Annotated in this window: 26 protein-coding genes; 8 read left to right on the plus strand and 18 right to left on the minus strand. The window is 42.4% G+C overall.

The window, feature by feature from the left end:
- Positions 1-12: 12 nt before the first annotated feature.
- The 11 genes from Q4546_RS12695 to rraA all read right to left on the minus strand — a co-directional run bounded on the left by Q4546_RS12695 (position 13) and on the right by rraA (position 9,793).
- A complete protein-coding gene (locus Q4546_RS12695; protein ID WP_303446369.1) occupies positions 13-1,917 on the minus strand; it encodes a diguanylate cyclase in 1,905 nt (634 codons plus the stop codon).
- Entirely contained in the window at positions 1,917-2,714 is a 798-nt protein-coding gene (locus tag Q4546_RS12700) for a TatD family hydrolase (protein WP_102436983.1), read from the minus strand. The genes Q4546_RS12695 and Q4546_RS12700 overlap by 1 nt, the downstream gene beginning before the upstream one ends.
- Before the next feature lie 3 nt (positions 2,715-2,717).
- On the minus strand, positions 2,718-3,236 hold the full coding sequence (locus tag Q4546_RS12705; RefSeq protein ID WP_102476028.1) for a hypothetical protein: 519 nt from the start codon (positions 3,234-3,236) through the stop codon (positions 2,718-2,720).
- A 52-nt stretch (positions 3,237-3,288) separates the two neighbouring features.
- Complete coding sequence (gene tatC, locus Q4546_RS12710) at positions 3,289-4,047, minus strand: twin-arginine translocase subunit TatC (protein ID WP_076539321.1); 759 nt, start codon at positions 4,045-4,047, stop codon at positions 3,289-3,291.
- Between the two features lie 12 nt (positions 4,048-4,059).
- Positions 4,060-4,458 carry a Sec-independent protein translocase protein TatB gene (tatB, locus tag Q4546_RS12715; RefSeq protein ID WP_303446370.1) on the minus strand — a complete coding sequence of 133 codons (399 nt, stop codon included), beginning with the start codon at positions 4,456-4,458 and terminating at the stop codon, positions 4,060-4,062.
- Between the two features lie 6 nt (positions 4,459-4,464).
- Positions 4,465-4,698: a Sec-independent protein translocase subunit TatA gene (gene tatA, locus Q4546_RS12720; RefSeq protein ID WP_076539319.1), complete on the minus strand. Its 234-nt coding sequence runs from the start codon at positions 4,696-4,698 to the stop codon at positions 4,465-4,467.
- Between the two features lie 105 nt (positions 4,699-4,803).
- Complete coding sequence (gene ubiB, locus Q4546_RS12725; protein WP_102476026.1) at positions 4,804-6,453, minus strand: ubiquinone biosynthesis regulatory protein kinase UbiB; 1,650 nt, start codon at positions 6,451-6,453, stop codon at positions 4,804-4,806.
- The gene (locus Q4546_RS12730; RefSeq protein WP_102476025.1) at positions 6,450-7,070 is read right to left on the minus strand and encodes an SCP2 domain-containing protein; all 621 of its coding nucleotides are present in this window, start codon (positions 7,068-7,070) and stop codon (positions 6,450-6,452) included. The genes ubiB and Q4546_RS12730 overlap by 4 nt, the downstream gene beginning before the upstream one ends.
- On the minus strand, positions 7,070-7,825 hold the full coding sequence (gene ubiE / locus Q4546_RS12735; protein WP_102436973.1) for a bifunctional demethylmenaquinone methyltransferase/2-methoxy-6-polyprenyl-1,4-benzoquinol methylase UbiE: 756 nt from the start codon (positions 7,823-7,825) through the stop codon (positions 7,070-7,072). The genes Q4546_RS12730 and ubiE overlap by 1 nt, the downstream gene beginning before the upstream one ends.
- A 279-nt stretch (positions 7,826-8,104) precedes the next feature.
- Positions 8,105-9,136, minus strand: coding sequence for a formimidoylglutamase (locus tag Q4546_RS12740; RefSeq protein ID WP_303446371.1), 1,032 nt, complete (start codon positions 9,134-9,136; stop codon positions 8,105-8,107).
- Between the two features lie 171 nt (positions 9,137-9,307).
- Positions 9,308-9,793, minus strand: a complete 486-nt coding sequence (gene rraA, locus Q4546_RS12745) for a ribonuclease E activity regulator RraA (RefSeq protein WP_076539310.1) — start codon at positions 9,791-9,793, stop codon at positions 9,308-9,310.
- 371 nt (positions 9,794-10,164) lie between these two features.
- Between rraA and Q4546_RS12750 the strand changes: the two genes are divergently transcribed.
- Together Q4546_RS12750 and Q4546_RS12755 are read left to right on the plus strand one after the other, a co-directional pair.
- The gene (locus Q4546_RS12750) at positions 10,165-10,677 is read left to right on the plus strand and encodes a phosphatase PAP2 family protein (RefSeq protein ID WP_102436970.1); all 513 of its coding nucleotides are present in this window, start codon (positions 10,165-10,167) and stop codon (positions 10,675-10,677) included.
- Positions 10,678-10,718: 41 nt separating this feature from the next.
- Complete coding sequence (locus Q4546_RS12755; protein ID WP_102476023.1) at positions 10,719-11,762, plus strand: MJ1255/VC2487 family glycosyltransferase; 1,044 nt, start codon at positions 10,719-10,721, stop codon at positions 11,760-11,762.
- A 110-nt stretch (positions 11,763-11,872) separates the two neighbouring features.
- Here the strand turns inward: Q4546_RS12755 and rsd are convergent, their stop codons facing one another.
- Positions 11,873-12,349 carry a sigma D regulator gene (gene rsd / locus Q4546_RS12760; RefSeq protein ID WP_198590413.1) on the minus strand — a complete coding sequence of 159 codons (477 nt, stop codon included), beginning with the start codon at positions 12,347-12,349 and terminating at the stop codon, positions 11,873-11,875.
- Positions 12,350-12,817: 468 nt separating this feature from the next.
- Here rsd and hemE point away from each other — a divergent pair, with 468 nt between their 5' ends.
- Both hemE and Q4546_RS12770 read left to right on the plus strand, forming a co-directional pair.
- Positions 12,818-13,882 (plus strand): uroporphyrinogen decarboxylase, encoded by a 1,065-nt coding sequence (hemE, locus tag Q4546_RS12765; RefSeq protein ID WP_102436964.1) that lies wholly within the window; start codon positions 12,818-12,820, stop codon positions 13,880-13,882.
- A 291-nt stretch (positions 13,883-14,173) separates the two neighbouring features.
- Positions 14,174-14,383, plus strand: coding sequence for a hypothetical protein (locus Q4546_RS12770; protein ID WP_102519941.1), 210 nt, complete (start codon positions 14,174-14,176; stop codon positions 14,381-14,383).
- 119 nt (positions 14,384-14,502) lie between these two features.
- On the opposite strand, the gene Q4546_RS12775 is transcribed toward Q4546_RS12770, so the two are convergent.
- The 4 genes from Q4546_RS12775 to Q4546_RS12790 form a co-directional block, all read right to left on the minus strand.
- Complete coding sequence (locus Q4546_RS12775) at positions 14,503-15,957, minus strand: HAMP domain-containing sensor histidine kinase (protein ID WP_102519942.1); 1,455 nt, start codon at positions 15,955-15,957, stop codon at positions 14,503-14,505.
- A 49-nt stretch (positions 15,958-16,006) separates the two neighbouring features.
- Positions 16,007-16,744: a response regulator transcription factor gene (locus tag Q4546_RS12780; protein ID WP_303446372.1), complete on the minus strand. Its 738-nt coding sequence runs from the start codon at positions 16,742-16,744 to the stop codon at positions 16,007-16,009.
- Positions 16,745-16,840: 96 nt separating this feature from the next.
- Positions 16,841-17,578: a spondin domain-containing protein gene (locus Q4546_RS12785; RefSeq protein WP_198589304.1), complete on the minus strand. Its 738-nt coding sequence runs from the start codon at positions 17,576-17,578 to the stop codon at positions 16,841-16,843.
- Between the two features lie 10 nt (positions 17,579-17,588).
- Positions 17,589-18,239: a spondin domain-containing protein gene (locus Q4546_RS12790; protein WP_303446375.1), complete on the minus strand. Its 651-nt coding sequence runs from the start codon at positions 18,237-18,239 to the stop codon at positions 17,589-17,591.
- A gap of 234 nt (positions 18,240-18,473) precedes the next feature.
- Between Q4546_RS12790 and Q4546_RS12795 the strand changes: the two genes are divergently transcribed.
- Together Q4546_RS12795 and Q4546_RS12800 are read left to right on the plus strand one after the other, a co-directional pair.
- Positions 18,474-19,064, plus strand: a complete 591-nt coding sequence (locus Q4546_RS12795) for a GNAT family N-acetyltransferase (RefSeq protein WP_102436952.1) — start codon at positions 18,474-18,476, stop codon at positions 19,062-19,064.
- Positions 19,065-19,156: 92 nt separating this feature from the next.
- On the plus strand, positions 19,157-20,548 hold the full coding sequence (locus Q4546_RS12800; RefSeq protein WP_303446373.1) for an FAD-binding oxidoreductase: 1,392 nt from the start codon (positions 19,157-19,159) through the stop codon (positions 20,546-20,548).
- Positions 20,549-20,612: 64 nt separating this feature from the next.
- Here the strand turns inward: Q4546_RS12800 and nhaC are convergent, their stop codons facing one another.
- A complete protein-coding gene (gene nhaC / locus Q4546_RS12805) occupies positions 20,613-22,094 on the minus strand; it encodes a Na+/H+ antiporter NhaC (RefSeq protein ID WP_102436948.1) in 1,482 nt (493 codons plus the stop codon).
- A 461-nt stretch (positions 22,095-22,555) separates the two neighbouring features.
- On the opposite strand from nhaC, the gene Q4546_RS12810 reads away from it, so the two are divergent.
- Both Q4546_RS12810 and Q4546_RS12815 read left to right on the plus strand, forming a co-directional pair.
- Positions 22,556-23,620, plus strand: a complete 1,065-nt coding sequence (locus tag Q4546_RS12810; RefSeq protein WP_102436946.1) for an HlyD family secretion protein — start codon at positions 22,556-22,558, stop codon at positions 23,618-23,620.
- Positions 23,610-24,617 (plus strand): DUF2955 domain-containing protein, encoded by a 1,008-nt coding sequence (locus Q4546_RS12815; RefSeq protein WP_102436944.1) that lies wholly within the window; start codon positions 23,610-23,612, stop codon positions 24,615-24,617. The genes Q4546_RS12810 and Q4546_RS12815 overlap by 11 nt, the downstream gene beginning before the upstream one ends.
- Positions 24,618-24,738: 121 nt before the next feature.
- Here the strand turns inward: Q4546_RS12815 and purD are convergent, their stop codons facing one another.
- The gene (gene purD, locus Q4546_RS12820) at positions 24,739-26,040 is read right to left on the minus strand and encodes a phosphoribosylamine--glycine ligase (protein WP_303446374.1); all 1,302 of its coding nucleotides are present in this window, start codon (positions 26,038-26,040) and stop codon (positions 24,739-24,741) included.
- Between the last annotated feature and the right edge of the window lie 261 nt (positions 26,041-26,301).

The following is a 26,301-nucleotide window of genomic DNA, read 5'->3' on the forward strand; positions in this document are numbered from 1 at the left end:
ATTAGACTGATCTTAATCAGACGAAAACAGACAAACCTGATTTCGTCCACTGCGCTTAGCTTGGTAAAGCGCTTTATCTGCTTGTTCAAGTAACTGAGTTGGCTGTTCATTGGTTTCGATAATGGCAGCGCTCACACCGATACTTACGAAAAGGGAAATAGGGTTATTATCCCAATCGATTGATAAATTAGAGATTGCTTGGCGAATTCTTTCAGCCAATAGCATCGCTCCTACACTATCAGTATTTGGTAATATAATAGCAAACTCTTCACCTCCAAAACGTGACACCAGATCGGTTGGACGTTTTAAAAACTCAGAAATTGTTGTCGCAATCACTTTAATTGCAAGGTCGCCAGCAAGGTGACCAAATTGATCATTAATCTGTTTAAATTTATCAATATCAACCATTAGGATAGCAAGTGAGGTTTGCTGACGACGACTAATGCGTCCTTCTGCGGTTAGGCGTTTATCAAAGGCGTTTCTATTTTTTACCCCAGTTAAACTGTCAGTGGTGCTTTGTTGCTGCAGCTTTTGATTGGCATCATTTAGCTCACGTAAGGTGACTTCGAGCTCAAGAGTCCGCTCAGCGACCATTTGTTCGAGACGTTCATTGGTTCTCGCTTCTGCTTTTAAAGCTTCATCACGGTTTTGTTGTAGTTTTTGGGCTTGCTCTAGGGCCTTTTTTTGCATTTGAAGTTTGGCTTTTCGTTCATCGTTATAGCGCACTGCTAGCACTGCAGCCATGACAATGACTTCAAAGGTCAGTCCGATCATCATTGGAGTATGCGCTGGCATATACCACTGTAAATAGCCCAGATAAATGAGCCCGCTGAGAATGGCACCAATAAATAGCCCGATACGGGCAATAGCATATAAACGTGCATTTTTACTGCCTTTAATTACTTGTATTAAAGATACTGTAATCAGTACACAGCTAATGGCGATTACCGAGAAAGTGAGCAAATATAAGCTGAACTTAAAATCAATAAACGAGATAACCAGACTCAGTAAAACGCAGTAAACCGCAAGGTAACGACCGACTAATAGCATCGGTTTATTATGATATTTAAGTAGCATCACTTTTTCGGTAAACATCAGCGCAAAAGCTAAGGCTATCGGGATTAATATTGGAATGGCTAAGTTTTGCACCACCGGCAGTGTGGGCCATAAATATTGAAAGGCAATACCATGAATAGTGGCCACAAGTAGAGTTAAACTGAGTACATAGCCACTATAGTAACTATAACTAAAAGACCCTGATGCGAGGGCAATAAACAAACTAAATAGCCCAATGGCAATCAATATCCCAATTTGAAAGCCATTAGCAAGGCTTTGAGACTCAATGGCATGGCTGTAATCATTTTTACTCCATAGTACCAATGGAAAATTTAAGCTGCCGCGATTATCGATTTTTAAGTAAAAGGTATGTGTTTCGTTTGGCTGTAATTCAAAGGGGTAAAGAAATAAATTACTTTGCAGTGGGCGCTGTTTAAACGGATAGCTATCACCCATTAGCTCCACTTTTACTAATTTGTTATTGACTAAATGATATAGTTTCATGCTATCTAGCAGTGGGTTATTCAGCGCTATCATGCGTGATAGATGGTCATTAGGGCTAAAAATACTAAAACTCAACCAAGTATTTTTAGCGCCAATTTTACGCATATCGCCGCGGCTTAACTTGCGCCAATCTTGTTGGCTATTTTTTAGCAGTGTTAAGCTGGCAAGCTCTTCAATATCTTGAGACTGATTGATATACATCCAATCCGTTAATTTGATTTTTGTAATGGATGAGGCGGTTAATCTTAGCGGGGGATTGGCGTGCTCAACGGCAAGCGCGTGGGCTGCTTGTAATTGAGTTAGCAATATAATAAAAAACAAAGTAAATGCTTTAAACGCCCAATGCACTTGCTGCATTAATCCTGCCCTAGGTTAAAAAAACGCTGGCTGTTGGTGTAGCAATGGGCTGCCAGCTCTGCATAGGGTTGCTGACGAAGATTAGCAATATACTCGGCAATATAGGGCAAGTATTGTGGCAAATTTTTGCTAGATTTGGGTTTAGGGCGCATGCTGCGAGGTAATAAATAAGGGCTGTCAGTTTCAACCATTAAGCGGTTGTTTGGGATCAATGGCACTATGCTCGCCAGCTCAGCGCCGCGACGTTCATCGCATACCCAGCCAGTTATGCCGATATGTAAATCTAATTCAAGACAAGCAAGTAACTCATCTTTGCTGCCCGTAAAGCAATGCAGCAGCGCTGCAGGGAGCTTGTGGCGATATTGACTTACTATTGCAATAAAGTCCTCGTGAGCGTCACGACAGTGCATCAGTACCGGCATTTGTAATGCAACTGCCAATTCAAGTTGGGCGTGAAAGGCAAGGCGCTGGGCATTACGGGGAGAAAAGTCGCGATTATAATCTAAACCGCATTCACCAATAGCAACCACTTGCTTTAATGCTGCTAAGGTTTTTATCTCATCAGCACTGGCAGCATTCCAGCTACTGGCGTGGTGAGGGTGAACCCCTGCAGTGCTATAGAGTTGCTGAGGGTATTTTGCGCACAGCGAGGCGCTGTCGCTACTTTCAGTAATATCACTGCCAATAACAATTAACGGCGAAACATGATGTTGCGCCGCTTGAGTCACTATGTTGTCAATATCAGCGATTAACCTGCTGCTAAGCAAATTAACGGCTATGTCGATATGCTGCGGCATGATTTATTTTAAACGCTTCACTCGAATAGTGGAGTTACGATCATCGCTGCCCAGTAGGAATGAACCGAGAGCGCCTTTTTCAACAAAGACGGTTTGATCTTTTTTCACTTTATAGCGGTCAGTACCTGATTGCTTCCAAGTTTGATTATTAGACAGGGTAATAATTAATGAGCCGTAAGGATCTTTTTTTACCGATACAACGTCAGCATAAAGGCGAGTGACATCCTCATCGACCTTCTTTTTAAGACCAAACTCTTGTTCTGCAGTAGGATTGTTAGACGTTGCAACTGCAGCCTTTGTTACGGCAGATGCAGTTACTACTGCTGGCGTCGATACCGCAGTAGCAGTCTCTGTTGTCGCTGAAGTGAGGGAGGTGTTAACTGACGCGGCTAATGTGTCGTAACACATTAGCCGGTCAAGTTTGTCAGTTTGAGCTGCACAGCTCGCCAGTTGTTGCTCAACACTGGCCTGTGCTTGAGAAGAGATAGCCAAAGCAAAAGTGGCAATCAAAGTTAAACGCATTACAGAATCCTTCTTTTTATTGGTTAACTAGTCCATGAGTGCGATGCGCAATTTAACTATCAGCTTTCTCGTTCTCTGGCTCTTCGTTATCTGTATCTTCTTTTGGGGTATATAGCCTAGCTGCTAATAAACCACCTTCAAATAATATTAACATAGGAATCGCTAACATTGTTTGTGAAATAATATCAGGTGGCGTTAGCATCATGCCAACCACAAATGCACCTACAACAATGTAAGGGCGTTTTTGTTTAAGCTCATCTGGTGTTGTCACGCCAGCCCAGCACATTAATACTACGGCTACAGGGATTTCAAAGGCTAAACCAAAAGCAAAAAATAGCTTTAAGATAAAACTTAAATAGCTACTAATGTCGGTTGCTACTTGCACTCCTTCTGGTGCGACACTGGTGAAAAACGCAAATACCACCGGAAATACCACGTAATAGGCGAAAGCAATACCGAGGTAAAATAATACCGTACTGCTAAATAGCAGCGGCATAATCATGCGCTTTTCGTGTTTGTATAAACCGGGCGCCACAAATGACCATACTTGAAATAGTACGTAGGGGATCGCCACAAAAAATGATAACACTAAGGTTAATTTAAATGGCGCAAAAAAGGGCGCGGCTACATCCGTTGCAATCATACTGCCGGTCTCTGGCAGTGATTGCATTAATGGGATTGCCATATAATGGTAAATGTCATTTGCCCAATAAACTAAGCAGATAAATACCAGCAATACGCTGCCGATAGCTCTAAGTAACTTATTTCGTAACTCAAGCAAATGACTGATAAGAGGTAGCTGTTGTGACATTGGTTACCCGTGTTAGCTTTTGGTATTTGAACTGTCAGAGTCGTTTGCTTGTTCACTTTTGGCAGTAGAACTTTCAGCGGGTTTAGCTGCAGAGGTATCTTTGGCTACTTCGTCAACTTGATAGGGACGATTAACCGATTTTGCAGCATCTTTTAGCTGATCAATGGACTCTTGTAGTTCAGGTGATAGGTTCGACAAACCTTTGCTTTCTGCTTTTTTAAGGTCAGCATGAAGCTGATCAATTTTAAGCTCTTGCTCTAATTCATCTTTGACTGAGTTTGCCATCCGCTTTAATGAGCGGATCCACTCAGATATTGAACGTACTGCAACCGGAAGTCTTTCGGGGCCGAGAACCACAAGCCCCAAAATTCCAATCAGCAGTAGCTCCATAAAGCCAATACCGTCAAACATAATGAATTACGCCTGTTCTTTATCCTTTGACTCGGATTTCTGCTCAGTTGCCTGTTCAGACTTTTTCGCAGTGCTGTCTTCTAGAGACTTCTTTTCTTCATCTTCAGGATTCATTGCATTTTTGAAGCCCTTAACAGCCCCACCTAAATCGCCACCTAAAGAACGTAATTTTTTAGTTCCGAATAACAACACAACAATTAACGCAATAATTAGAAGCTGCCAAATACTGATGCCGCCCATGAACATTTCCTCTATAAGAATAAAAACATGATGTTGGAATTTTTACATTCACAATTGTAACCTTTATACATAGAGTATTATGAACCTCTAATGTATAAGTGCTAGTTAAAATTTACGGTTTTTTGGTCTGGATCGCCATCCTGTGAACCAAAGCACTATACCTGATGTGATACAAATGTAAGCAGGCCATAGTGTAGCGTATTGGTTTAATAATATTGTGCCACAGATCAACATTACAGCAGCTGTTATTAATAAGTAATTACTTTTATGGGCTTTATGTTGAAATTTTAGGTACTTATCAAGCATTTGTTGTTGGGTGCCCAGTAGTTTTCGACCCATTTTTAAATTGTCATAGATAAGTTCTGGAAATTCTGGCAGCTTTTCAGCCCAATAAGGGCTCTTCATTTTAACTTTATCAAAAATGGCTTTCGGGCCGACTTGTTCAGACATCCACTGCTCTAAAAACGGTTTAGCTGTTGACCATAAGTCTAGCTGTGGGTACAGCTGACGACCTAAGCCTTCAATGTAAAGTAATGTTTTTTCGAGTAAAACAAGTTGTGGTTGCACGACGATATCGAATCGGCGGGCAGTGCGAAATAACTCCAGTAACACATGGCCAAATGAGATTTCGTCTAATGGCTTATTAAACATGGGTTCGCAAACCACTTTAACCGCTTGCTCAAATGCCAGTACGTCAGTGTTTTCTGATACCCAACCCGATTCAATATAAAGCTGGGCAATACGCTGATAATCACGATTAAAAAAGGCTAAGAAATTTTCTGCTAAATAGCGTTTGTCGACATCATTAAGGGTGCCCATAATGCCGCAATCCATGCCGATATAAAATGGGTTGTCAGGGTGTTCACGGCTTATAAAAATATTGCCAGGGTGCATGTCAGCATGGAAAAAATTATCACGAAATACTTGGGTGAAAAACAGCTCAACACCGCGTTCAGCCAAAAGCTTTAAATTAGTCCCTTGGGCTTTTAAGGCTTCAATATCTGAAACAGGAATGCCGTAAACACGCTCCATTACCATTAGGCGAGGGTAGCAATAATCTTCATAAACATAAGGCACATACAAGCTATCAGAGTCTAAAAAATTGTTACGTAGCTTGATGGCATTGAGCGCCTCTAGTTTAAGGTTTAGCTCGCCTAAAATGGTGGTGCGATAATCATCAATGACTTCAGCAGGGCGCAGACGATTGCCTTCACCTAATAGCTTTTCAAGTAAATTGGCCGCTTGGCACATCAGTTGTAAATCAGCATTAACTTGCGCTTCAACGTTGGGACGTAAAACTTTTAACACCACCTCTGCGCCATTTTCTTTCAAGTTAGCAGTGTGAACTTGAGATATGGATGCTGACGCTAAGGGAATGTCTTCAAAGTTGTCAAATAATGAGTCTATCGGCGCTTTTAGTTCTGCTTCAATAGCTTGGCGGGCAAGGGTTGAATCAAAAGGTGGTACGCGGTCTTGCAACATCGCCAGCTCACTGGCCCACTCATCATTGAGTAAGTCACGGCGAGTTGACAGCATTTGTCCCAGCTTGATGTAAACCGGTCCTAAATCTTGCATCGCCAGCTTTAAACGCTCAGCAGAAGATTTGTCTTTGTGTTGGTTGCGGATCCAAAAGAAACAATTTCGCAGAAGTGAAAAGTACCAGGGAGTTTTATTTTTGGGTAAAACATCATCTAAGCCGTAATGGAGTACAGTTTTTATGACTTGGTAACCACGCCTGATACTTGCAATTGTCATGGGGTAATTTTTTCTCTTAATTTTGCTATCTTGGACTCAATGCTTGTTGTTCTATCAACAAGCTGTTCCAGATTATCACGAAAATGAATGAAGTCGATTTGATGAGGGGCGAGTCGATATTCTTCAGTGGTTAATTGACCCACATGAGAGAGCGACTTTTCAAACACTTGCTTCATTGAACTGGCTAAGTGTTTGGTATTAGTCAGCAACATATGAGTCGGGGCATCACCAATATACTTTGATAATGGCTCGGCAAAATCTAACTCAATGTGCTTTAAGTAATGACTAAAGCTTTGCAATAAGTTGATATCGCCATCGAGGATCAGCTTATCTTGCTTAATGAGCTCGGTAAGGTTAGCCCCTTCAGTCACCTTATAAAGCGTAGTGACATCAGCAGTAATACTGACGTCAACAGTGGCTTCATAAGCGCTCATGACTTGAATTTGCGGTGCAAAAATAAGGTATATTGGCCAACTAACTTGGGTTAACTGAATTTTGAATACTTTACCGTGCAACGGCTTTAGTCGCGCATATTCACCCTGATCTTGTGCTTGTAACTGCCCGAGAGCAGTTTCCATTGCAGCACAAGCCAGTAATGAACAGTGGTTCGGCAGCATTAGAATTTATAACCGCGATGTAAGGCGACAACACCATCAGTCATATTGGTGTAGTCAACTTGTTCAAGACCGGCATCAAGCATCATTTGCTTTAAGGTTTCTTGATCTGGATGCATGCGAATTGATTCAGCTAGGTATTCATAGCTGTCAGCATCTTGGGTAATTAGTGCGCCCATTTTAGGCAACACTTTAAAGCTATAAAGGTCATAAACTTTACGCATGACTTCGTGTTGAGGTTTTGAGAACTCAAGCACTAATAACTTTCCGCCAGGTTTTAGTACCCGGCGCATCGAGCGTAATGCTGCGTCTTTATCGGTCACATTACGTAAACCAAACGCAATGGTAATAATATCAAAATGATTGTCAGGAAACGGCAGTGCTTCAGCATTAGCTTGTACGTAACTGACATTGCTAACAATGCCTTTGTCGCGCAATTTAGTACGGCCAACTTTAAGCATTGAATCATTAATGTCAGCAAGAATAACCTGGCCGCGCTCACCCACAAGGTGTGAGAATTTAGCGGTTAAATCACCGGTGCCGCCAGCAAGGTCAAGTACTTTCATGCCCGGTCTTGCGCCTGCGGTCGCAATCGTGTGACGTTTCCAAAAACGGTGTACACCGAATGACATAACATCATTCATGATGTCGTATTTAGCAGCAACCGAATGAAATACGTCAGCAACTAAATCCGCTTTTTTCTCTGAATCAACGGTTTTGTAACCAAAATGGGTGTTCTTTGGGTCGCCCTCAGACATCTGTGTATTCCTATAATGTGCGGTAATTAACAGCGAGTGTATGTCATTGCTTGCTTTGCAGAAACTTCAATCAGCCAGAATGTGATCAAGTTTACTTGAAATAGCTAAGAATGCGTTAAGACAGCGTATTATTCTATCTCATCAAAATTGCCCTGCATTAGAGCATAAAATTCACAGTTATTGAATAGTGAAAGTATTAGGTAATAGCGTGCAATAAATTTAACAGCTTAAGTTTGTACGATCCTTAAGCGAGAGAAGTTCAAATATCCCTTGCTTAAGCTAGCTTACTTTTCTTGCCTGGATATAACTGTACATTAATTCACAGACACTTTGGCCTACATCACGCTTACCAGCCATATCACCCGCATCGTGACATTGAGGCGCGGCTTCAGCAATATGCAGATAAGCACAAGGGCAGTGTTTAGCGATGTGATGAATATAGTGGCAGGCATCTAACAAGGGCACACCGGCAAAAGTGGATGCGCTGCTGGGCATTTTGGCGATGGCATCTACATCAATTTCTAAGGCCACTGGCAGTTGAGTTTGATTAAGATTGCTGGCGATTTGTTGCAGCGCTTGGCTTAAGTCGATTTCTCGTCTGACCCAAATTTGCTGAAAGCTGTGCCAATGACCGCCAAATAAGCTTAATTGCTCTAAGGTGGCTTCAGTGTTTTTTAGCTCATGTAAACCTAGCACATGGTAATAAGCCAGTGCGCCATTGGCTGCAGCATAGCTAAATCCGTTGCCACTGTGGCGCCCTTCCCGTGGGCGAAAATCGCTATGGGGATCAAGGTTTACTGCCGCAGCCGCCTGATTAAAGTGAGCCTTAGTCGCCATTAGCATGCCATATGCATTGTTATGACCGCCGCCGATCACTATGGGCTCAAGCTCTGCTGCCATAATTTGGCTGATCACACTAATGACTTGGTTATCAAGTTCTTTAGTCGCTTGCCTTAACTCTTCTAGGGATGCCGCTTCTGGCAGTGGGGCCTGAGATATTTCCCCTAAAATAAGACACTGTTTACCATCAAGGTAGCGGTTGGACTGCAAATTAAGCCATTGTTGCATAGTGGCACTAAAGGCTGCAGATGAGCCGCCGCGGCCTAAGTTAGCCCTTGGACCAGCATCTTCGGTAATTCCGACGATAACAAATTGCACCCCATTGGTTTTAGCCTCACAAAGTGCCTGTTTAAGATCCGCTAAAGAGGGGGCTGATTCGGAGATAAGCTTGACGGTTTGGCCCAGTTTGCTTTCGCCATCTCTGCTGGAGAGGTATTGATTAACTTCACGACGGGTCATTATCTGCAACATTAAGAACCTATTTCATTCAATTGGGGTTAGCTTTAAGGCTAATATGTCGAGCCACATATCTAGAGTCAAATACTTAGAGCTTATGACTTAAAAATAGGCCATAAAAAAGCCAGCATAGCTGGCTTTAGTCGATATTTAAACTGGTAATATGTAACCAGCAATATCAATCGATTATTCGATATCTAATGGCTCTGGCGATAAGATAACGCCAGTATTGTCAGCATAGATATGGTCGCATGGCAGGAATGTTACCCCACCAAAGTTAACTGGGATTTCAACTTCACCAACGCCATTAGTGTCAGCGCCAATCGGGATTGAAGCTAATGCTTGAATACCAATATCCATTTCTTCAAGGGTGTCAACGTCACGTACTGAGCCGTAAACAATAATGCCTTCCCACTTGTTAGCCACTGCGATTTCAGCAATCGAGGCATCAATTAATGCACGGCGCATTGAACCGCCACCATCTACTAACAAGACTTTACCTTCGCCTTCTGCTTGCAGCGCATCAGCAATTAAGCCGTTATCTTCAAAACATTTGATGGTACTAATCGAACCACCAAAAGAGCTACAACCGCCGTAATTACTGAACATTGGTTCTACTACATCAACGACATCTAAATACATATCACACAATTCTGAGGTGTTGTATTCCATAGTGACACTCCTTGGGGTTAGCGATTCACAGAGGTTTTCGCCAGTTATCAAAGCAATAATATATGAATTATATGAGCTTTTTATGAAAATAACAGCGATATTCATCACTTGATAAAGATAATCAGTTAGTTGTTCAGTCTTTGGTCTTAAGGCGGGATGACTTAAACGGCTGTTGTTTATCGCTGTGATAAGCCCTTTATTAGCCTTAGTTCTTGTTTTTATATGATTAACTGCATTGTTGCCCTGTCTGTGGTGACTCCTTTGAGTAAGTTATGATTGTCATAAAAGTTTCGATAGCTTGTCATCTAAGCGTCATTAGCCCTATTTACAGTTCTTATTAAGGTTGAACAATTGAACTATAAGGATTTTGTATGGCTATGACGATTAGCGCATTGGATAAGTTTGTGTTTTGCCACATTATTACTTTTTGTCGAACTCATGAGTTAACCCCTTTAGCGAAAAGAATCTCAGCAAGTGGGGATGGCCATTATTACGTGTATATGGCGGTAGGTTTATTGTTTTTACATCCTCAAGGCAGTCAGTTTTTTAATTTGATGTTAGTGAGTTTTATCATTGAACTGCCGTTATATTTTGTCTTTAAAAATGCCATTCGCCGCACTAGGCCTTGCGCCGCTTTTGCAGGCTTTGATAGCAGCTTTCAGGCATCAGACAAATTTAGTTTGCCATCGGGGCATACTGCAGCGGCCTTTATTATGGCGATGGCTATCACTTCGACTTTTCCTGCATTGTGGCCAATCGCAATGACCTGGGCTGTGGCGATTGGATTATCTCGAATAGCGCTTGGGGTGCATTATCCATTGGATATTGTTGCTGGTATTGGGTTGGGGGTCGGTGTGGTTATCTTAGCCGAGCCGTTGATTTAGCTTGTCATAGCGCTGAAATTGGTCATTAAACAAGGTAAATCATGAAAATATTATACGGTGTTCAAGGGACGGGAAATGGCCATATTAGCCGTGCCAGAGTCATGGCAAAGGCGTTAAGTAAAACTGATATCGAGGTTGATTTTTTATTTAGTGGTCGCGCCAAAGATGAGTACTTTGATATGCAATGTTTTGGCGACTATCAAGTTAGAACGGGCATGTCTTTTATTACCGAAGACGGGCGAGTCAGCATTGGCAAAACCATTAAAAGAAATATCACTTCACCCATTGTGTCTGAAGTGAGACAACTTGATTTGAGCGGCTATGATTTAGTGTTAAACGACTTTGAGCCAGTGAGTGCTTGGGCTGCTAAAAAACAGGGCGTGACCGCAATTGCGATCAGTCATCAAGCGTCCTTACAATACTCAGTACCTAAACAGGGAATGAGCTGGTTTGATGAATTACTGTTAAACAACTTTGCACCTGCAGATATCAAATTAGGCTGTCATTGGCATCATTTCGGTTTTGCTATTTTACCTCCCTTTGTAGAAGTTGAGCCAAGTTGTGGTGCTCACAGTCATCAAATTTTGGTGTATTTACCCTTTGAAAGTGCCGACGCGATAGCAGCTTTTTTAAGGCCTTTTCCTGACTATCAATTTTTTGTTTACCATGGCAATAAGCCAAAGCAGTCATTACCAGATCATATTAATTGGTTCAGCTTTGATCGCTGTGGGTTTAAACAACACATGTCGCAATGTGGTGGGGTAATAGGTAATGCAGGTTTTGAGCTTGCCAGCGAGGCGATGACATTAGGTAAGAAGCTACTGGTTAAACCGCTTCAGGGGCAATTTGAGCAATCATCAAACGTAGCAGCATTAGAGCTGTTGGCTGCAGGACAAAGTATGGATAGCTTAGATAGTAAAATGTTAGCCCGATGGTTAAAGGCGGCGTCGCCCAAGCCTATTGCATATCCGCAAGTCGGTGATGCCTTGGTGGGGTGGTTACTACAAGGTAATTGGCATCAACATCAAGCGCTTTGCCATGATTTATGGTCCCAAGTCGATCTACCTGATAACTGGCGCAAGTAAATGGCATCAGTAAATCGAGCCTTTCTTTGTCTGTGACTCAAGATCAATCAGTTAGCCGCTAGCTTTGCTAATTACTTTGGTAAGTAATAAGTAATAAGTAATAAGTCACATTAGCTGACTTTTGAATGATGCTGATGAAGTTGCTCGAGTAACTCATCTTCCAAAGCAAAGCGCGCTTCCATTGCTTGAGCTAAATTAGAGAGATCGCTATCTAATTCTAGCAACATAGAATCGCTATCTGCTTCAGTATATTTGTCATTGAAGTCTAATGCGGCATCAGTTGATTCACTGATTTGTGGTAATAACAGTTGTGCTCGGGCTTTACTTTGTTCACCTGATTTTTCACACTCATTAACCAATTGATCGTATACCTCAAAATGACCTTCAGAGACATAATCAACTAATTGAGCGCAAAACTGCTTAACGGTATCTAGTTCAGGTAAGCTTTTTGCTGGGACAGAGTAAGGGGCGAGGCCAGCAATTTTGAAGTATTGGATCAGTAATGCTCTGCGGTGCTGCAGCCATTGATCAACCAGCTTATTGGAGCCACCCCATTTTTGTTCGGCTTTTTCTAGTTTTGTCAGCATTATCATTCTCAATTTAGTAACCAATACATAACACTTAATGTATGAGAGAAAGTAGTGATTAATCAACTCTTTTCTGCAAAAGAAGCAATGGATTGACCAGAGGAATGGGCTGAGTTACGAGGGAAATATTCTTTGTTATTGTAATCTAAAGAAAAATGCCCAGCGATAGCATGCTACCGCTGGGCAAATAGATTTTTAAGGGCTCGATTTATCGTGCTTCTTGATTGTTCTTGCTAGCGCAGACTTTTTATATCAAAGGTGCAGCTAAGGTGCAACTTTTTTGTCGAGTTAGCTTCACACCTAGTCAAAAATCACCCTTTTTGTGAGCATATTAACGTTTATATTAGCAATTTTGATACTAGTAGGAGGGGCAGCTCACATAAATTTAGCAGAACTGGTTACATTAATACCTTAAGTCGCTAAACTACGGTTCAGCGGATATCAATATATGTTTAGGAATCAAGCCCAATGGCAGAATTAAAGAATGATCGTTATTTACGCGCTTTACTAAAACAGCCTGTTGACAGAACGCCTGTATGGATGATGCGTCAAGCTGGTCGTTACCTTCCAGAATACAAAGCAACCCGTGCTCAAGCCGGTGATTTCATGTCGCTTTGTAAAGACCAAGACTTGGCTTGTGAAGTGACTTTACAGCCATTACGTCGTTATGATTTAGATGCAGCTATTTTATTTTCAGACATTCTAACCATTCCAGATGCAATGGGCTTAGGCTTATACTTTGAAACTGGTGAGGGTCCACGTTTTGAACGTCGAGCTGATACCGTTGACTCGATTAAAAAGCTTTGCATTCCAGATCCAGAAGATGAACTTGGTTACGTGATGCGTGCAGTAAGCACGATTCGTCGCGAGCTAAAAGGCGAAGTACCGTTAATTGGTTTCTCTGGTTCTCCTTGGACGCTAGCCACTTATATGGTTGAAGGTGGTTCAAGCAAAACATTCGAAAAAATTAAGAAAATGGCTTACGAAGAGCCAGCAGCATTACACATGCTTTTAGACAAGTTAGCTGATTCAGTTATCTTGTACCTAAATGCACAAGTTGCTAACGGTGCTCAGTCGTTAATGATCTTTGATTCATGGGGCGGTGCGTTATCTCACCACGCTTACCGTGAGTTCTCATTACGTTACATGCAAAAAATCGTTGATGGCCTAACTCGCCATGCTGACGGTCGCCAAGTTCCTGTTACCTTGTTCACTAAAGGTGGCGGATTATGGTTAGAGTCTATGGCTGAAACTGGTTGTGATGCGCTCGGTTTAGATTGGACTGTTGATATCGGTGATGCACGTCGCCGTGTTGGTCATAAAGTTGCGCTGCAAGGCAACATGGACCCATCTGTACTTTATGCTTCACCAGAGCGTATTCATCAAGAAGTGGATCAAATCCTATCTTCTTACGGTGAAGGTACTGGCCATGTATTTAACTTGGGTCATGGTATCCATCAACATGTTAACCCAGAACATGCTGGTTCATTCATTAACTCAGTACATGAGCTATCAGCGAAATATCATAAGTAATTGATAATGATGCGCACAAAAAAAAGACGAGCAATGCTCGTCTTTTTTTTAATTCGTTTTCGACCACTGAGCTTTACCATATTTTATTCATCATAGTTTTAATGGTAATGAGTGCTCTCTATCACAAAGTGACAATTGAATATTCTAAATTGTGATCTTAACAAAACTCTTAGTGGGGTTTATTTGATACTTTATCGTCATTCTGAGAATTAAGTATTATTTAGCTAACTAGCTTTGTTTCATGATGAAACAGAGGCAAAAACTAGTAGCCTTTGCCAAAAAGAGTTAATTATGAAAATTCAAATTATTGTTGCTTTAATGTTCTTTGCTGTATTTGCTGCGCTACTACCAGGTACCCATTACATTTATGTGGCTAATGCCGATTATTATATGGGGCAATTTGTGACTGTTGCGGCAGTATTATTAATGTGGGGAAGTCTATTTGCTGGTTTTGTGAGTCTTTTCTTCCACAAAATTAAAAAACTTTATCAATCTATCTAAAGTTAATAGCTATTTCTGTAGCTGAATATAGGCGCTCCCTCTAAAGGAGCGTGTTCAGTTATGACCCTCAAAGTCACCTTAATTATAGGTGGCTTTGTTATTTTTAGTGTTTGTCTAATTTAGTGTGTGGCTAGTTCAATCATAAAACGGCTTCCTTTGCCGGGAGTGCTTTTAATATCAATACGGCACTTTAGGAGTCCAAGCAATTGGCGCACTATGGCTAAACCAACACCCAACTGTGGCAATGTTTGATTGGGCTCAAATGATAACTGCTGCATGGATAATTGTTTTAAGGCTTCGACTTCATGCTTATGCATGCCTGCGCCAGTATCTTTAACGGCTAACCAGCTTTGACCATTTAAGCTTTCGCTGTATACCTTGATGGTGCCACCTTTTGGGGTGTATCTCAGGGCATTATCTACAAGATTATTTAATATTCGACGCATTAATTGTGGGTCGGTATACACTTGCAGCTCATCGGCAATATTAAAGTCTAAGAGTATTCCAAGTTTTTGCGCTCTGGGTGCAAAAGTTTGTTTTAAATCCAGTAATACCTCTCGCAAATTAATTTGACTTATTTGGGCACTGATTTGACCATTTTCCAGTGCTGCTAATTCAAGTAATTGTGCCAGTAACTGCTGTAAGTTTTGCCCTGAATTAGCGGCGTACTCAATTAATTCTGGTTGGCGCTCTGCTGGCGGTAATAGTAGCCAGGTATCGATATATCCCAGCAAAGAGGTGAGTGGGGTTTTTAAGTCATGGGACAAATGCAGTAAGAAGTCATGTTTGGCTTGTTGTTGGCGTTTGACTTGTTGGTGTTGTTGGCTGATTTTATGCAGTAAATGATTAATATTGTCACTGAGGACTCTGATTTCTTCGCTGCCATTGTAACGGTTAGGCAAAGCCAGTGTGCCGCTTAATGGCGAATCTTTTAATTGGTTGAGATCGCTAGCTAATTTTTTAATTGGTTGGGTAAAAAAGCCCAGCAATAGCACAAATAACATCAGTGCAAAAATAATCCAAAAGCCAATGGTAGCGCCCCAAAGCTTGGGCTGATTTTCTGAGTTTATTAGTGCTTGCCAGCTATCATAATCTTCGCCGCCGATGATGACATATAAGTATCCACTGTGAAGCCCGTCAGTAGTGATGAGCGGGCTGACGGAAAAGATTTTTTCTGTTTTTTTTGAGCGGGGATCTGTGCCTAAAATCGGTAGGTCTCGACCTGCAATAAATTGCTTTATCTTGGCTAAATTTACTCGAGTGGTTTTGATTTTCTCTTCTTTGGCATCGTAAGCAATGACACGACCTTGTGGATCTAAGGTATAAATTTCAAAACTTGGGCCCAGCAGCATAAAGTCGTGAAATGCTTCTTTTAGCGCTGCATCTGAGGTAATCCCTTGTGACAATAACGGATTAATGTGCGCCATATGTTCAGCAAGTTGTAAGTGTAATGATTGCTGAATTTGATTACGGCTAAATTCATGGTTGAGTTGTAACCATTGCCACAGGGCTACAAAAAGTAGCAACACCATTAAAGTGGCAGATAAGAATAGTCGGTTAAATAAGCGGTTCATTAGAGACCCATATACACTTTAAAAATAACATGCTTAAAACGAATATCAGCTAAGTTGCTGATGGTGGAGAGAACTTATAGCCTACACCCCAAACGGTTTTGACTAATTCTGGATGCCCAGGGCTGTGGGCGAGTTTATTGCGTAAGCGATTAATGTGACTGTTAATCGTATGCTCATAACCGTCATAGTTGTAACCCCACACTGCCTCTAATAATTGCATTCGGCTAAATACTTGTAGTGGATGCTTGGCCATAAACAGCAACAGATCAAATTCTCTAGCGGTTAATTCCAGCGGGCAGTCATTGGTAATGACCTCACGGGTTGCTGCGTTAATGGTAACGCCATTAAACTGCAGTTGCTCAGAGCTGATTTGTTGAGTTTTACTACGCCTAAGCATGGCTTTTACTCGCGCTCGTAGCTCCAGCACACTAAAGGGTTTGACTAAGTAATCATCAGCACCGGCTTCAAGGCCCAATACAATATCGGCTTCTGAATCTTTGGCAGTTAGCATCATCACAGCAACCGAGTTGTCAGCTTCACGAAGTTGCTGGCACAACATAATGCCATCGCCATCAGGTAGCATACGGTCCATCAAAATCAAATCAATTACACTAGATTTAATGATGTTAAGCGCTTGGCTTAATGTGGTGGCATGAAACACCTCATAATTTAGTGCGGTTAGATTTAGCATGATGAGCCTTGCCAAATCTTGCTCATCTTCAACCAACAAAATATGTGGCTTGATTTGGTGCTGATGGTGCTGATGGTGCTTATTAGAATCATTCATCCAGAATTTCCCATTTCAGGTCCTTATCCAGCAGACCTGAGATGGGCGGATAAACTTTCAGCTTGTTTGGTTTTTAATCATAAAGGCTGATGCTTGCTATTGTGTGCGGCTGATTGATATGGCTATTGCCGGATTATCAAAACGGTGTGATGGCGTTAGGACTGAGTCCATTAAACCGTCATACATGGTGATCACGCCTGGATGAATATGAACAAAATCAACATCATCACGGGTTGCATTAAACCCCTCTCCGCCATCAGCAGGTCCGGGCATGGTACCTTTTTCTTCTGTATTAGCTTCAGTGCCAGCGTCGTAAACCATGCCTTTCATAGCGACCATAGTGTCGACTGCTAACATCGAAATGTCGTAACTGTTTAATCCAGTAAAGGCATCGTTGGTGTTTACCAGCATGGTTGCTACGGTAAGGTTGGCAACATCGGCTTCATCTAAAGTAATTGTGATGGTTTCTGACATGCCTGGCATCAATATACCAGCGCCACTGGCCGTAACCTCGATACCCTCAATAGCCGCTACATCACTTGAATCGCCGCCTTCAGCAATTTTCTCTAGGGCGACATTTGCGCTTTCGCCTGCTTGCCATAACATCACATCATTGCTATGAACGGCAATTGCAATCGGTGACATGGGTTGATTAGCCGTTAAGTTTGTCACTGTGACGCTATAGGTTTGCATTACCGTATCGGGCGTTGGGGTTGGAGTCGGCTCAGGAGACGGTGAGTTGTTATTGTCTGAACAGCCACTTAAGCCCAGCACAGCAATTAATGCTGCAGCACTCAGGCTATATTTATTGATATTTTTGATTGGATATTTCATCACATGCCCCTTATTTAACGGTAACAACAACTTTCGCAACAGGGTTTAACCAGCGATGAATTCGGCTGTCTAAATCACTGGCGCCGCCGGCTGGATCAGTATCACCAAGCACACCTGGGTGAGTGTGGACATAACCATTAGTAGCACCATCCATAACACCAGTACCATTCATACCTCCGTCACCACCTGGCGCTGCTGGAATACCTGCAACGCCGGACATTCCGCCGCCATTAACCACTTCATCATTGGCTTCAGTACCCGCATCATAGGCGTTTACATAAACTGTGTAAGTACCCGACTCAGTCGGGATCTCCCAGCCATCTAACCCCATAAAGGCATCATTGGTTGGTAGTACCATAGCAACGATAGAAAGGTGCGTCATTTCCATTGAATCAAGCATGACATCACTGACATTAGCACCGGGGGCTAATAAACCCATGGCTGGGTTGGTAACAGTCACGCCACCTGCGCCCATAACTGCGGCATCTAAATCAGCAATATCACCGCCCTCGGCCATTTTTTGTAATGCTGGTGTAGCCATTTCGCCCACTTGGAATAGGTGACTGTCAGCATCGTGTGCTGCAATAAACAATGGCGTGAAGTGATTACCGTGGGTTAGGTTAACAACACTGATTTCAACTTCAGCAGCATTAGCTGACATACTGAACAGGCCAGCGGCGATGAGTCCACAAGTCAGTAAGCTTGCTTTTTGTGAGATAGGTTTTAATACAGATGATTTCATAACGGAGCTCCTTTTGTTTAATTGCAATCGATTCTGCCAAAGGGATCTCACTGTGTTATCGCCAAATTATCACAAAAGTTTAACATCGTTATTTTTGCTAAATAATTGTGCTATCTTGGCGATATATTAAGACAACCTGGAGTCAATATAATAATGATAAGAAGCTTAACTCCTGATGATTTTCAACAAGTTATTGAACTCGGAAACTTGGTTCATGGTGAAGGGTATTTAAATCTATCTTCGCTTGAAAAAATTTATCGAATGGGTATAAAAAATAATATCAATGCTCACTTCATCGCAGAAAGTGAACAATTATCACCAACTAAAAATACCCATAATTCGACGGCTAATATTGTCGGTTTTAGGCTGACTTATGCCGCTGGGAAGTGGCCAGTTGATCAATGGTGTACTCCTGAAAAGTGGCCTGTTACTGCTGAAAACATGTGTTATTTCAAATGTAATACAGTAGCAGAAGCATATCGCGGTCAGGGGATTGGTTCTAAATTACTGCAAGCGTCTATTGCGGCTGTTAAGCAACAGGGCGCCAAAGCGGGGGTGAGTCACTTATGGCAACAAAGCCCAAATAACTCGGCGGTAGGTTACTTTACTCATGCTGGTGGGCAATTAATTAAACAACATCCGAGCCGTTGGAACCAAAAAGTAGACGGTAGCGATTATCTTTGTGTGCTTTGCGGCGATGATTGCCACTGCACAGCTTGTGAAATGGTGATTGAATTTAGCTAACCATTTATAGATAGACGTTATCAAAAGGCTTTATTGCAGATTTTAGTGCCCGCATTTGCACTCATATAACCAAAATAAAAAGAGCCGCTGCTATGTATGATCCTTTAATAACCCCGAATGCTGCTTCACAACCACTGGCCAATAGCTATTGGGCAAGTACCCAAGCTTTGCCGCCACGCTTACCTCACCTAAGTGGTCATCAGCAAACGGATGTCGCGATAATTGGCGGCGGTTATACAGGATTACTGACGGCATATTATCTCGCCAGTAAATACCATATAGATTGCCATGTATTAGAGGCAAACCAAGTGGGTTTTGGTGCCAGCGCCCGTAATGCAGGTTTTGTATTAAAGGGCTCGGGCAGGTTGGGCTATGCCGCTATGGCAAAACGTTGGGATTTAGCCACCACTAAAGCCATTTATGGCGAGTTTAGCCAAGCTGTCGAGCGCGTTGAATCACTAATTCATAAATACAATATAGAGTGTGATCCGCAGGAGAAAGGCTACTTAAAGGTGGCGCATAACCCTAAGGCGTTGCAGCAGCTTAAAACAGCCGCTGACTTTATTCAGCAGCATTTAATACCTTCACCATTAGACAGTAAATCACCCTCGTCAGCAGGCTCTGCAAATATGGATCAGCATGCGCAATTTATTAATGCTGCAGACTTTCGCCGAGATTATTTAAATCATCACCAAGCCTATGGCGCACTGCGATTAAGTGATGGCTTTGGGGTAAACCCGCTAAAGTTATTGCTGGGCTATAAATCAATGGTTGAGCATCAAGGTGTCACCCTATCTGAAAGCTCATGCGTGCTTGACTGGATCGAGGAAAATGGCAAGCACCGTCTGTTCACTGAGCATGGTGAGTTAAGCGCAAATAAAGTGATAGTGGCCGCCAATGGCTATACGCCCAAAGCGTTTAATCACCGCATTGATGAAAAGTTTTTGCCAATACTCAGTAATATTATCGTCACTGAGCCACTTAGTGCTGATGAGCTGCAAGCCGCTGGTCTATTTAGCCATCAAGTAACCATGGACACCCGCATTTTAAAATATTACTTCAGGTTACTGCCTGATAATCGATTACTGTTTGGCGGCCGCGGCGCTGTGTGGGGGAAAGACGCTGCAGATCCGATTTATGGTCAGCGACTCAAGCTGGCCATGAATAAATGCTTTCCTGCATTAGCGACTAAAAAAGTGGCCTATAACTGGACGGGCTGGATAGCGGCATCAATGGATGATATGCCCCATGTAGTTGAGAAAAACGGCGTGGGTTACAGCTTAGGTTATTGCGGCGCTGGGGTGTCTTTTAGTGCACAAGCGGCTTTTCGATTAGCCCAAAGTATTGCCGGTGAAACACCAACTGAAATAGCTAATTTACCACTTTATCAAAACCCATTACCCCGTTTGCCCTTTGCTAAAGCAAGGCGAATAGGGCAATGGGGTTACTATCATTATGGCTGGTTGAAAGACCGTTTTGGATAACAGCTTATATAGTCATTTATATAGTCACTTATATAGCAGCAGGCTAAGTCCGTATTTTTGAAATTTATAAACCTTCTGTGAGTTGCAGTGATTCATCTAGCGGTTGTATTTTGATATTGAAATACGCATAGGATGCACTGATGAATGGGCAAACTAGGTTAAAGATTGCATAAGGCAAATAAGCAATGGTTGCTACGCCTAAGGTACTGGCCATGAAAGCGCCGCAGGTATTCCACGGGATAAGTGGGCTAGTTACTGTAGCTGAATCTTCTAGAGTACGGCTTAGATTAACTGGCGCCAACTTGCGTTTTTGATATTCAATTTTGAGCATTCTACCGGGCAGTACAATGGCAATATATTGATCGGCAGTAATAATATTTGCGCCGATACAAACTCCCAAAGTGGTGATAATTAAGCTGCTAGTCCCCGTCACTAAACTTAAGATACTTTCCAGTAAGCGCGATAATGATCCTGTCACTTCCATCACGCCGCCAAATGTCATGGCGCAGAGGATTAACCAAACCGTGGTGACCATGCTGCTCATGCCGCCGCGGCTTAATAAGTTATCTAAAACCGTGTCACCTGTGGTGGCCACATAACCATCAAACATCGCAATCCAAATACCTTTAATGAGCGCCACAATCGGTAGCAGATTATCCTCATTAACATAGCTGACCACATTATCAAATTGGAAAATCGCCGCACAAATAGCCCCAGCAATCGTCCCTAGAATTACGGTAGGAAAGGCTGGCATTTTTTTGTTAGCAAAAAATAACACCACTAATAAAGGAATAAGCAGATGCAGGCCAGGTTGATAAGTTGCTTCGAGGAGCAACAGGGTGCTATCAAGATCTGAATTGAAGCTAGCAACATCGGCTGATAGCCCTAAAACAGTGAAGACAATTAGCGCAATGATAATGCTGGGAACCGTAGTCCAAGTCATGTATTTGATGTGGCTGAAAATATCAGAGCCTGCAACCGCTGGCGCTAGGTTGGTTGTGTCTGATAATGGTGACATTTTATCGCCAAAATAGGCGCCGCTAATAATCGCGCCAGCGGTGATATTAATATCTAATCCCATAGCGGAAGCTATACCAATTAAGGCAATACCTAGGGTACCCGCCACAGTCCAAGAGCTACCAATACTGATCGCGACCACGGCACATAAAATACAGCTAGCGGCATAAAAATATTGTGGATGCAGGATCTGCATACCGTAATAAATCATTGTCGGCACAGTACCCGCAAGTATCCAAGTACCGATAAGCGAGCCCACGGTAAATAGAATTAACAAGGCGCCAGTCGCCACTCCAATACTTTTAATGATGCCGCGCTCCATTTCATTCCAGCTATAACCATTTTTATAACCGATAAGAATGGCAATACAGGCCGCTAGGATGAGGGCAATTTGATTTGCACCAGAAGAACTATCTGAAGAGAAAAGATACACCGCAGTGCCTAGCATTGCTATGAGGGCAAAGACGGGTGCAAGGGCATCGAGCAAACTGGGCTGTTTGTGTTTGTTTAGCTTTTGCTTATCAGACATTGAGTGATCTCTATTATTATTTTTTTGGGGTGTGATGAGATTTTTTATATTTATGCTGGCTGTTGCGCTGTCAGTATTATTTGTTATTAACTTGTGACAGAGTGACATCCTGCCATAGGTCTAAGGGGTAAGTCGATGTTTTATGGCAATGACCAGCAGTGATAAAAAATGTGGCTCTTTGGAGCTGATGAGGCGATTGTGACTATTAAGTTAACTCAGTAAAATAGCTATTCGCTTAGGCTAATAAAAGTGAATAACTATGTAAAATTTATAATGTAGTTATTATCGAAACCTTAGCCTTTGTTTGAATAAATAGTCTTTGTATGAATAAATTTTTATCATTCTTACAAATACTTGTATGTGTATTTTTGCTTATATCCTAGACTGTATTATTGAGAGCTTAGAGTTCAGTTTCAGCACTATTTCATCACTATTTCATCATCAGTTAGAGAGTTAATATCATGTCCGCAGCGGAAAAATCATCTCGTAAGTTAAGTTTTTATATTATCGGCGTGATCCTGTTTGTGTGGTTGTATAGCCTATGGGCCGATAGAGTCACCCCTATGACAGGCGATGCGAGAGTCCATTCCTATTTGGTGAGAGTTGCCAGCCAAGTGGCTGGTAATATCGTTGATGTTAATGTCAAAAATAACCAAGTGGTAGAAGCGGGTGAGGTGCTGTTTAAAATCGACCCACGCAACTATCAAATTGCCTTACAGTCAGCCCAAGCTAACCTTGCTATCACAGGGCAAAGTATTGGCGCCAATACTGCAGCAGTTGAAGTTGCTCAAGCGAATGTGATTGATGCGTTAGCAGCCCGCAATAACGCCAAAGAGCAAGCGGTAAGGATCACCGAGTTAGCAGCGCAGGGGGTATTAAGCCAATCTGACTTAGATAATGCAATTGAGTCTCGAGATCGAACCCAAGCCAGTTATAACGCCGCAGAAGCCTCATTAGTACAAGCCAAACAAAATTTAGGCCCACAGGGTGAAAATAACCCGCAGTTATTGGCGGCCATGGCCAACCTTGAGCAAGCGCAGCTAGACTTACAGCGCACCGAAGTGATTGCGCCTTCACAAGGTGTCGTGACCAATTTACAACTTACTCTAGGGCAAAGAGCCACGGTTGGCACGCCGATGCTGACCTTTATAGATCCCCGCGGTATTTGGATTTCAGCACTGGTTAGAGAAAACTCTCTAGAGCATATTCGTGAGGGGCAACGAGTTGAAATTGTGCTCGATGCACTGCCAGGGAGGGTGTTGAATGGCAAAGTCGATAGCATAGGTTGGGGGACTGGTGGCAGTAATAATATTGACCAAGCAACAGGCTTTTTAACCGCAGATACCACTTCGTTAAATGCCCAGCGTTATCCGGTTAACATTGTTTTTGAAAACGATGATATACCGCAAAACATTCGTTATGGCTCCCAAGCTACCGTTGCCTTTTTTACAGAGCAAAGCAGCTTTGGCGAATGGTTAGCTAAAATTTGGATCCGAGTTGTGAGCGTGTGGACCTATGTTTCGTAATGCGGTGAATCCGATCATCAGGCTGGTATTTTTCCCGGTCTTTTTGCTGTTTTATTTGCAATACTCTGGGGCGGCTATGCCTATTTTAGCGCCGATGTTTGTGGTGATATTTTTAACCATCATGCCATCAAAGCCGCCTATGAGTATGTTACTTAAACTGCTTATCATATTATTCTTTCTTAGCTTTATATTGGTGTTTCTTGCTGGGGTGTTAAAAGACACTCCCACAGGTTATGCGCTATTTTGCTGGGGATTATTTTTTTGGTGCTTTTACCGCAGTCATCACGATCCTAAAGATATGCTTGCCACCTTAGCCTTAATGGTGGTGATTATCATGACAGTGATGAATTTCCAAATGGGTGCGCCAGTGGACGTGTTACCTTGGTTGATGTTTGAAGCCTTTTTAATTGCCATCGTTATCACCTACATCAGTTTTTTATTATTCCCAGGTGATGAGCAAGATATTTTAATGGATGAAACCGTTAAAGAAGGGGCGCAAACTAACATTGGGCTTATCATGTTTAAAGCCACCGCCATGTGTATTACGCTGGTGGTACTTATCAGTATTGGCAGTACGCAAACCATGCTGATTGCCATCACCATTGGCAGTTTGATTAAAATTCCTATCTCGAATGATCATCGTATTTATAGCCAGAATAAAATTGTCACCACCGCCACTGGGATCTTATTTACCTTACCTGTGATGCTACTGTTTGCCTTTGGGGTTTCAACTTGGATGTTAATTGGGGTGACGTTATTTTGCGGTCTGCAGTTAGCTTGCTTTGGCATTCGTCGACAATGTCGCTTTAGTATTTACCAGTTATTGTTTACTAATTTTATCGTATTAACGTATCAAATCATTAAGCACCAAGCGGCAGATTCACTGTCGTCTGAATTTACCCGTTTAATCTCGATTGTTATTGCCATACTGGTTGGGGTGTTGATTTTGAATTTAAGCAAACACTCGGCGGTGCCTTTAGTAAAGGAAGATAAATAGTTTAATAAGCTCCTAATACTTTAATGGAATTGAATTTTGAACGCTAAAACAAAAATCCCTGTGACTTTTGGCATTAGTTGCCATCACAGGGATTTTTTTAATTCAGCATTAGGCTAAAAAATTAACCTTTACCTTGCTCACGTGCGATAGCGCGGTAGGCAATATCAGTGCGGAAGTAGACGTCATCCCAGTGGATAGCATCGACTAGCTTGTATGCGCTAGCTTGTGCTTCTGTCACAGTGTTACCTAGTGCTGTGGCACATAATACGCGGCCGCCTGCAGTGACAACATGGCCGTCTTTCATGGCGGTGCCAGCGTGGAATACTTTGGCGTTGTTATCACCTAATGATAAACCGTCAATCACGTCAGCTTTACGGTAAGCATCTGGGTATCCGCCTGCTGCAAGTACAACACCGACTGCTGCGCGTGAATCAAATTCAGCAGTCACTTTATCTAACTCACCCCGGGTAGCGGCTAGACAAAGCTCAACTAAGTCTGATTGCAGACGCATCATGATTGGCTGCGTTTCTGGGTCGCCAAAGCGGCAGTTGTACTCAAGTACTTTTGCGCTGCCATCTGGAGAAATCATTAAGCCTGCGTATAAGAAGCCGGTGTAAACATTGCCTTCTGCTGCCATGCCGTCGACCGTTGGGCGGATAACATTAGCAATGGTCCAGTCGTGAACAACTTGGGTCACTACTGGTGCAGGTGAATATGCACCCATGCCGCCAGTGTTAGGGCCGTTATCGCCGTTATCACGGGCTTTATGGTCTTGGCTGGTGGCCATTGCTAAAATGTTTTTACCATCTACCATTACGATAAAGCTGGCTTCTTCACCTTTTAAAAATTCTTCGATAACAACCCGTGAACCTGCTTCACCAAACTTGTTACCTGCTAGCATGTCTTCGATTGCTGCGTCAGCTTCAGCTTGGTCTGCCGCGATAATCACGCCTTTACCCGCTGCTAAGCCGTCAGCTTTAATCACCACAGGGAAACCTGTTTTGTTGGTTAACTCAACTGAGTAAGTTTTTGCTGCTTCAATTTCAGTAAAGTTTGAGTAGTCAGCTGTTGGGATGTTATGACGTGCTAAAAAGTCTTTAGTGAAGGCTTTTGAAGACTCAAGCTGTGCAGCGCCTTGAGTTGGACCAAAGATAGGCAAACCTGCTTCATTAAAGGCATCCACTACGCCAAGTGCTAATGGTACTTCTGGGCCAACAATGGTGAGTTCAATTTTATTATCTTGAGCAAATTTAACCAGCTCTGAAATTGCTTCAACCTTAATGTCGATGTTTTCTAGTTTTGGCTCTAAGGCTGTACCAGCATTACCTGGTGCAACAAAAACTGTTTCAACTTGAGCTGATTGTGCTGCTTTCCAAGCTAACGCATGTTCGCGTCCGCCGCCACCAATAACAAATACTTGCATCTTTTAATCCTCTTATAGCTGCGCCATGGTCTCAGTTTCTGCTTCAAACATGCTCACTTATGCTTATAAGCTCCGCGTGTTTTCATTGAACTTGAAACAATGGCTTGCTCTAATATGCTTAAAAAGTCCATGGTCTCAATTTCTGCTTCAAGCATGCTCACTTATGCTTATAAGCTGCGCTTACTTTCATTGAACTTGAAACAATGGCTTGCTCTAATATGCTTAAAAAGTCCATGGTCTCAATTTCTGCTTCAAGCATGC

The sequence above is a fragment of the Shewanella sp. 4_MG-2023 genome, from assembly GCF_030548015.1.
Taxonomy (GTDB): domain Bacteria; phylum Pseudomonadota; class Gammaproteobacteria; order Enterobacterales; family Shewanellaceae; genus Shewanella.

Excerpts from the sequence above, each read along its gene's own strand:
- Q4546_RS12695 (WP_303446369.1), bottom strand. The coding sequence starts at position 1,917 with ATGCAGCAAGTGCATTGGGCGTTTAAAGCATTTACTTTGTTTTTTATT.
- Q4546_RS12700 (WP_102436983.1), bottom strand. The coding sequence starts at position 2,714 with ATGCCGCAGCATATCGACATAGCCGTTAATTTGCTTAGCAGCAGGTTA.
- Q4546_RS12705 (WP_102476028.1), bottom strand. The coding sequence starts at position 3,236 with ATGCGTTTAACTTTGATTGCCACTTTTGCTTTGGCTATCTCTTCTCAA.
- tatC (WP_076539321.1), bottom strand. The coding sequence starts at position 4,047 with ATGTCACAACAGCTACCTCTTATCAGTCATTTGCTTGAGTTACGAAAT.
- tatB (WP_303446370.1), bottom strand. The coding sequence starts at position 4,458 with ATGTTTGACGGTATTGGCTTTATGGAGCTACTGCTGATTGGAATTTTG.
- tatA (WP_076539319.1), bottom strand. The coding sequence starts at position 4,698 with ATGGGCGGCATCAGTATTTGGCAGCTTCTAATTATTGCGTTAATTGTT.
- ubiB (WP_102476026.1), bottom strand. The coding sequence starts at position 6,453 with ATGACAATTGCAAGTATCAGGCGTGGTTACCAAGTCATAAAAACTGTA.
- Q4546_RS12730 (WP_102476025.1), bottom strand. The coding sequence starts at position 7,070 with ATGCTGCCGAACCACTGTTCATTACTGGCTTGTGCTGCAATGGAAACT.
- ubiE (WP_102436973.1), bottom strand. The coding sequence starts at position 7,825 with ATGTCTGAGGGCGACCCAAAGAACACCCATTTTGGTTACAAAACCGTT.
- Q4546_RS12740 (WP_303446371.1), bottom strand. The coding sequence starts at position 9,136 with ATGTTGCAGATAATGACCCGTCGTGAAGTTAATCAATACCTCTCCAGC.
- rraA (WP_076539310.1), bottom strand. The coding sequence starts at position 9,793 with ATGGAATACAACACCTCAGAATTGTGTGATATGTATTTAGATGTCGTT.
- Q4546_RS12750 (WP_102436970.1), top strand. The coding sequence starts at position 10,165 with ATGGCTATGACGATTAGCGCATTGGATAAGTTTGTGTTTTGCCACATT.
- Q4546_RS12755 (WP_102476023.1), top strand. The coding sequence starts at position 10,719 with ATGAAAATATTATACGGTGTTCAAGGGACGGGAAATGGCCATATTAGC.
- rsd (WP_198590413.1), bottom strand. The coding sequence starts at position 12,349 with ATGCTGACAAAACTAGAAAAAGCCGAACAAAAATGGGGTGGCTCCAAT.
- hemE (WP_102436964.1), top strand. The coding sequence starts at position 12,818 with ATGGCAGAATTAAAGAATGATCGTTATTTACGCGCTTTACTAAAACAG.
- Q4546_RS12770 (WP_102519941.1), top strand. The coding sequence starts at position 14,174 with ATGAAAATTCAAATTATTGTTGCTTTAATGTTCTTTGCTGTATTTGCT.
- Q4546_RS12775 (WP_102519942.1), bottom strand. The coding sequence starts at position 15,957 with ATGAACCGCTTATTTAACCGACTATTCTTATCTGCCACTTTAATGGTG.
- Q4546_RS12780 (WP_303446372.1), bottom strand. The coding sequence starts at position 16,744 with ATGAATGATTCTAATAAGCACCATCAGCACCATCAGCACCAAATCAAG.
- Q4546_RS12785 (WP_198589304.1), bottom strand. The coding sequence starts at position 17,578 with ATGAAATATCCAATCAAAAATATCAATAAATATAGCCTGAGTGCTGCA.
- Q4546_RS12790 (WP_303446375.1), bottom strand. The coding sequence starts at position 18,239 with ATGTCAGCTAATGCTGCTGAAGTTGAAATCAGTGTTGTTAACCTAACC.
- Q4546_RS12795 (WP_102436952.1), top strand. The coding sequence starts at position 18,474 with ATGATAAGAAGCTTAACTCCTGATGATTTTCAACAAGTTATTGAACTC.
- Q4546_RS12800 (WP_303446373.1), top strand. The coding sequence starts at position 19,157 with ATGTATGATCCTTTAATAACCCCGAATGCTGCTTCACAACCACTGGCC.
- nhaC (WP_102436948.1), bottom strand. The coding sequence starts at position 22,094 with ATGTCTGATAAGCAAAAGCTAAACAAACACAAACAGCCCAGTTTGCTC.
- Q4546_RS12810 (WP_102436946.1), top strand. The coding sequence starts at position 22,556 with ATGTCCGCAGCGGAAAAATCATCTCGTAAGTTAAGTTTTTATATTATC.
- Q4546_RS12815 (WP_102436944.1), top strand. The coding sequence starts at position 23,610 with ATGTTTCGTAATGCGGTGAATCCGATCATCAGGCTGGTATTTTTCCCG.
- purD (WP_303446374.1), bottom strand. The coding sequence starts at position 26,040 with ATGCAAGTATTTGTTATTGGTGGCGGCGGACGCGAACATGCGTTAGCT.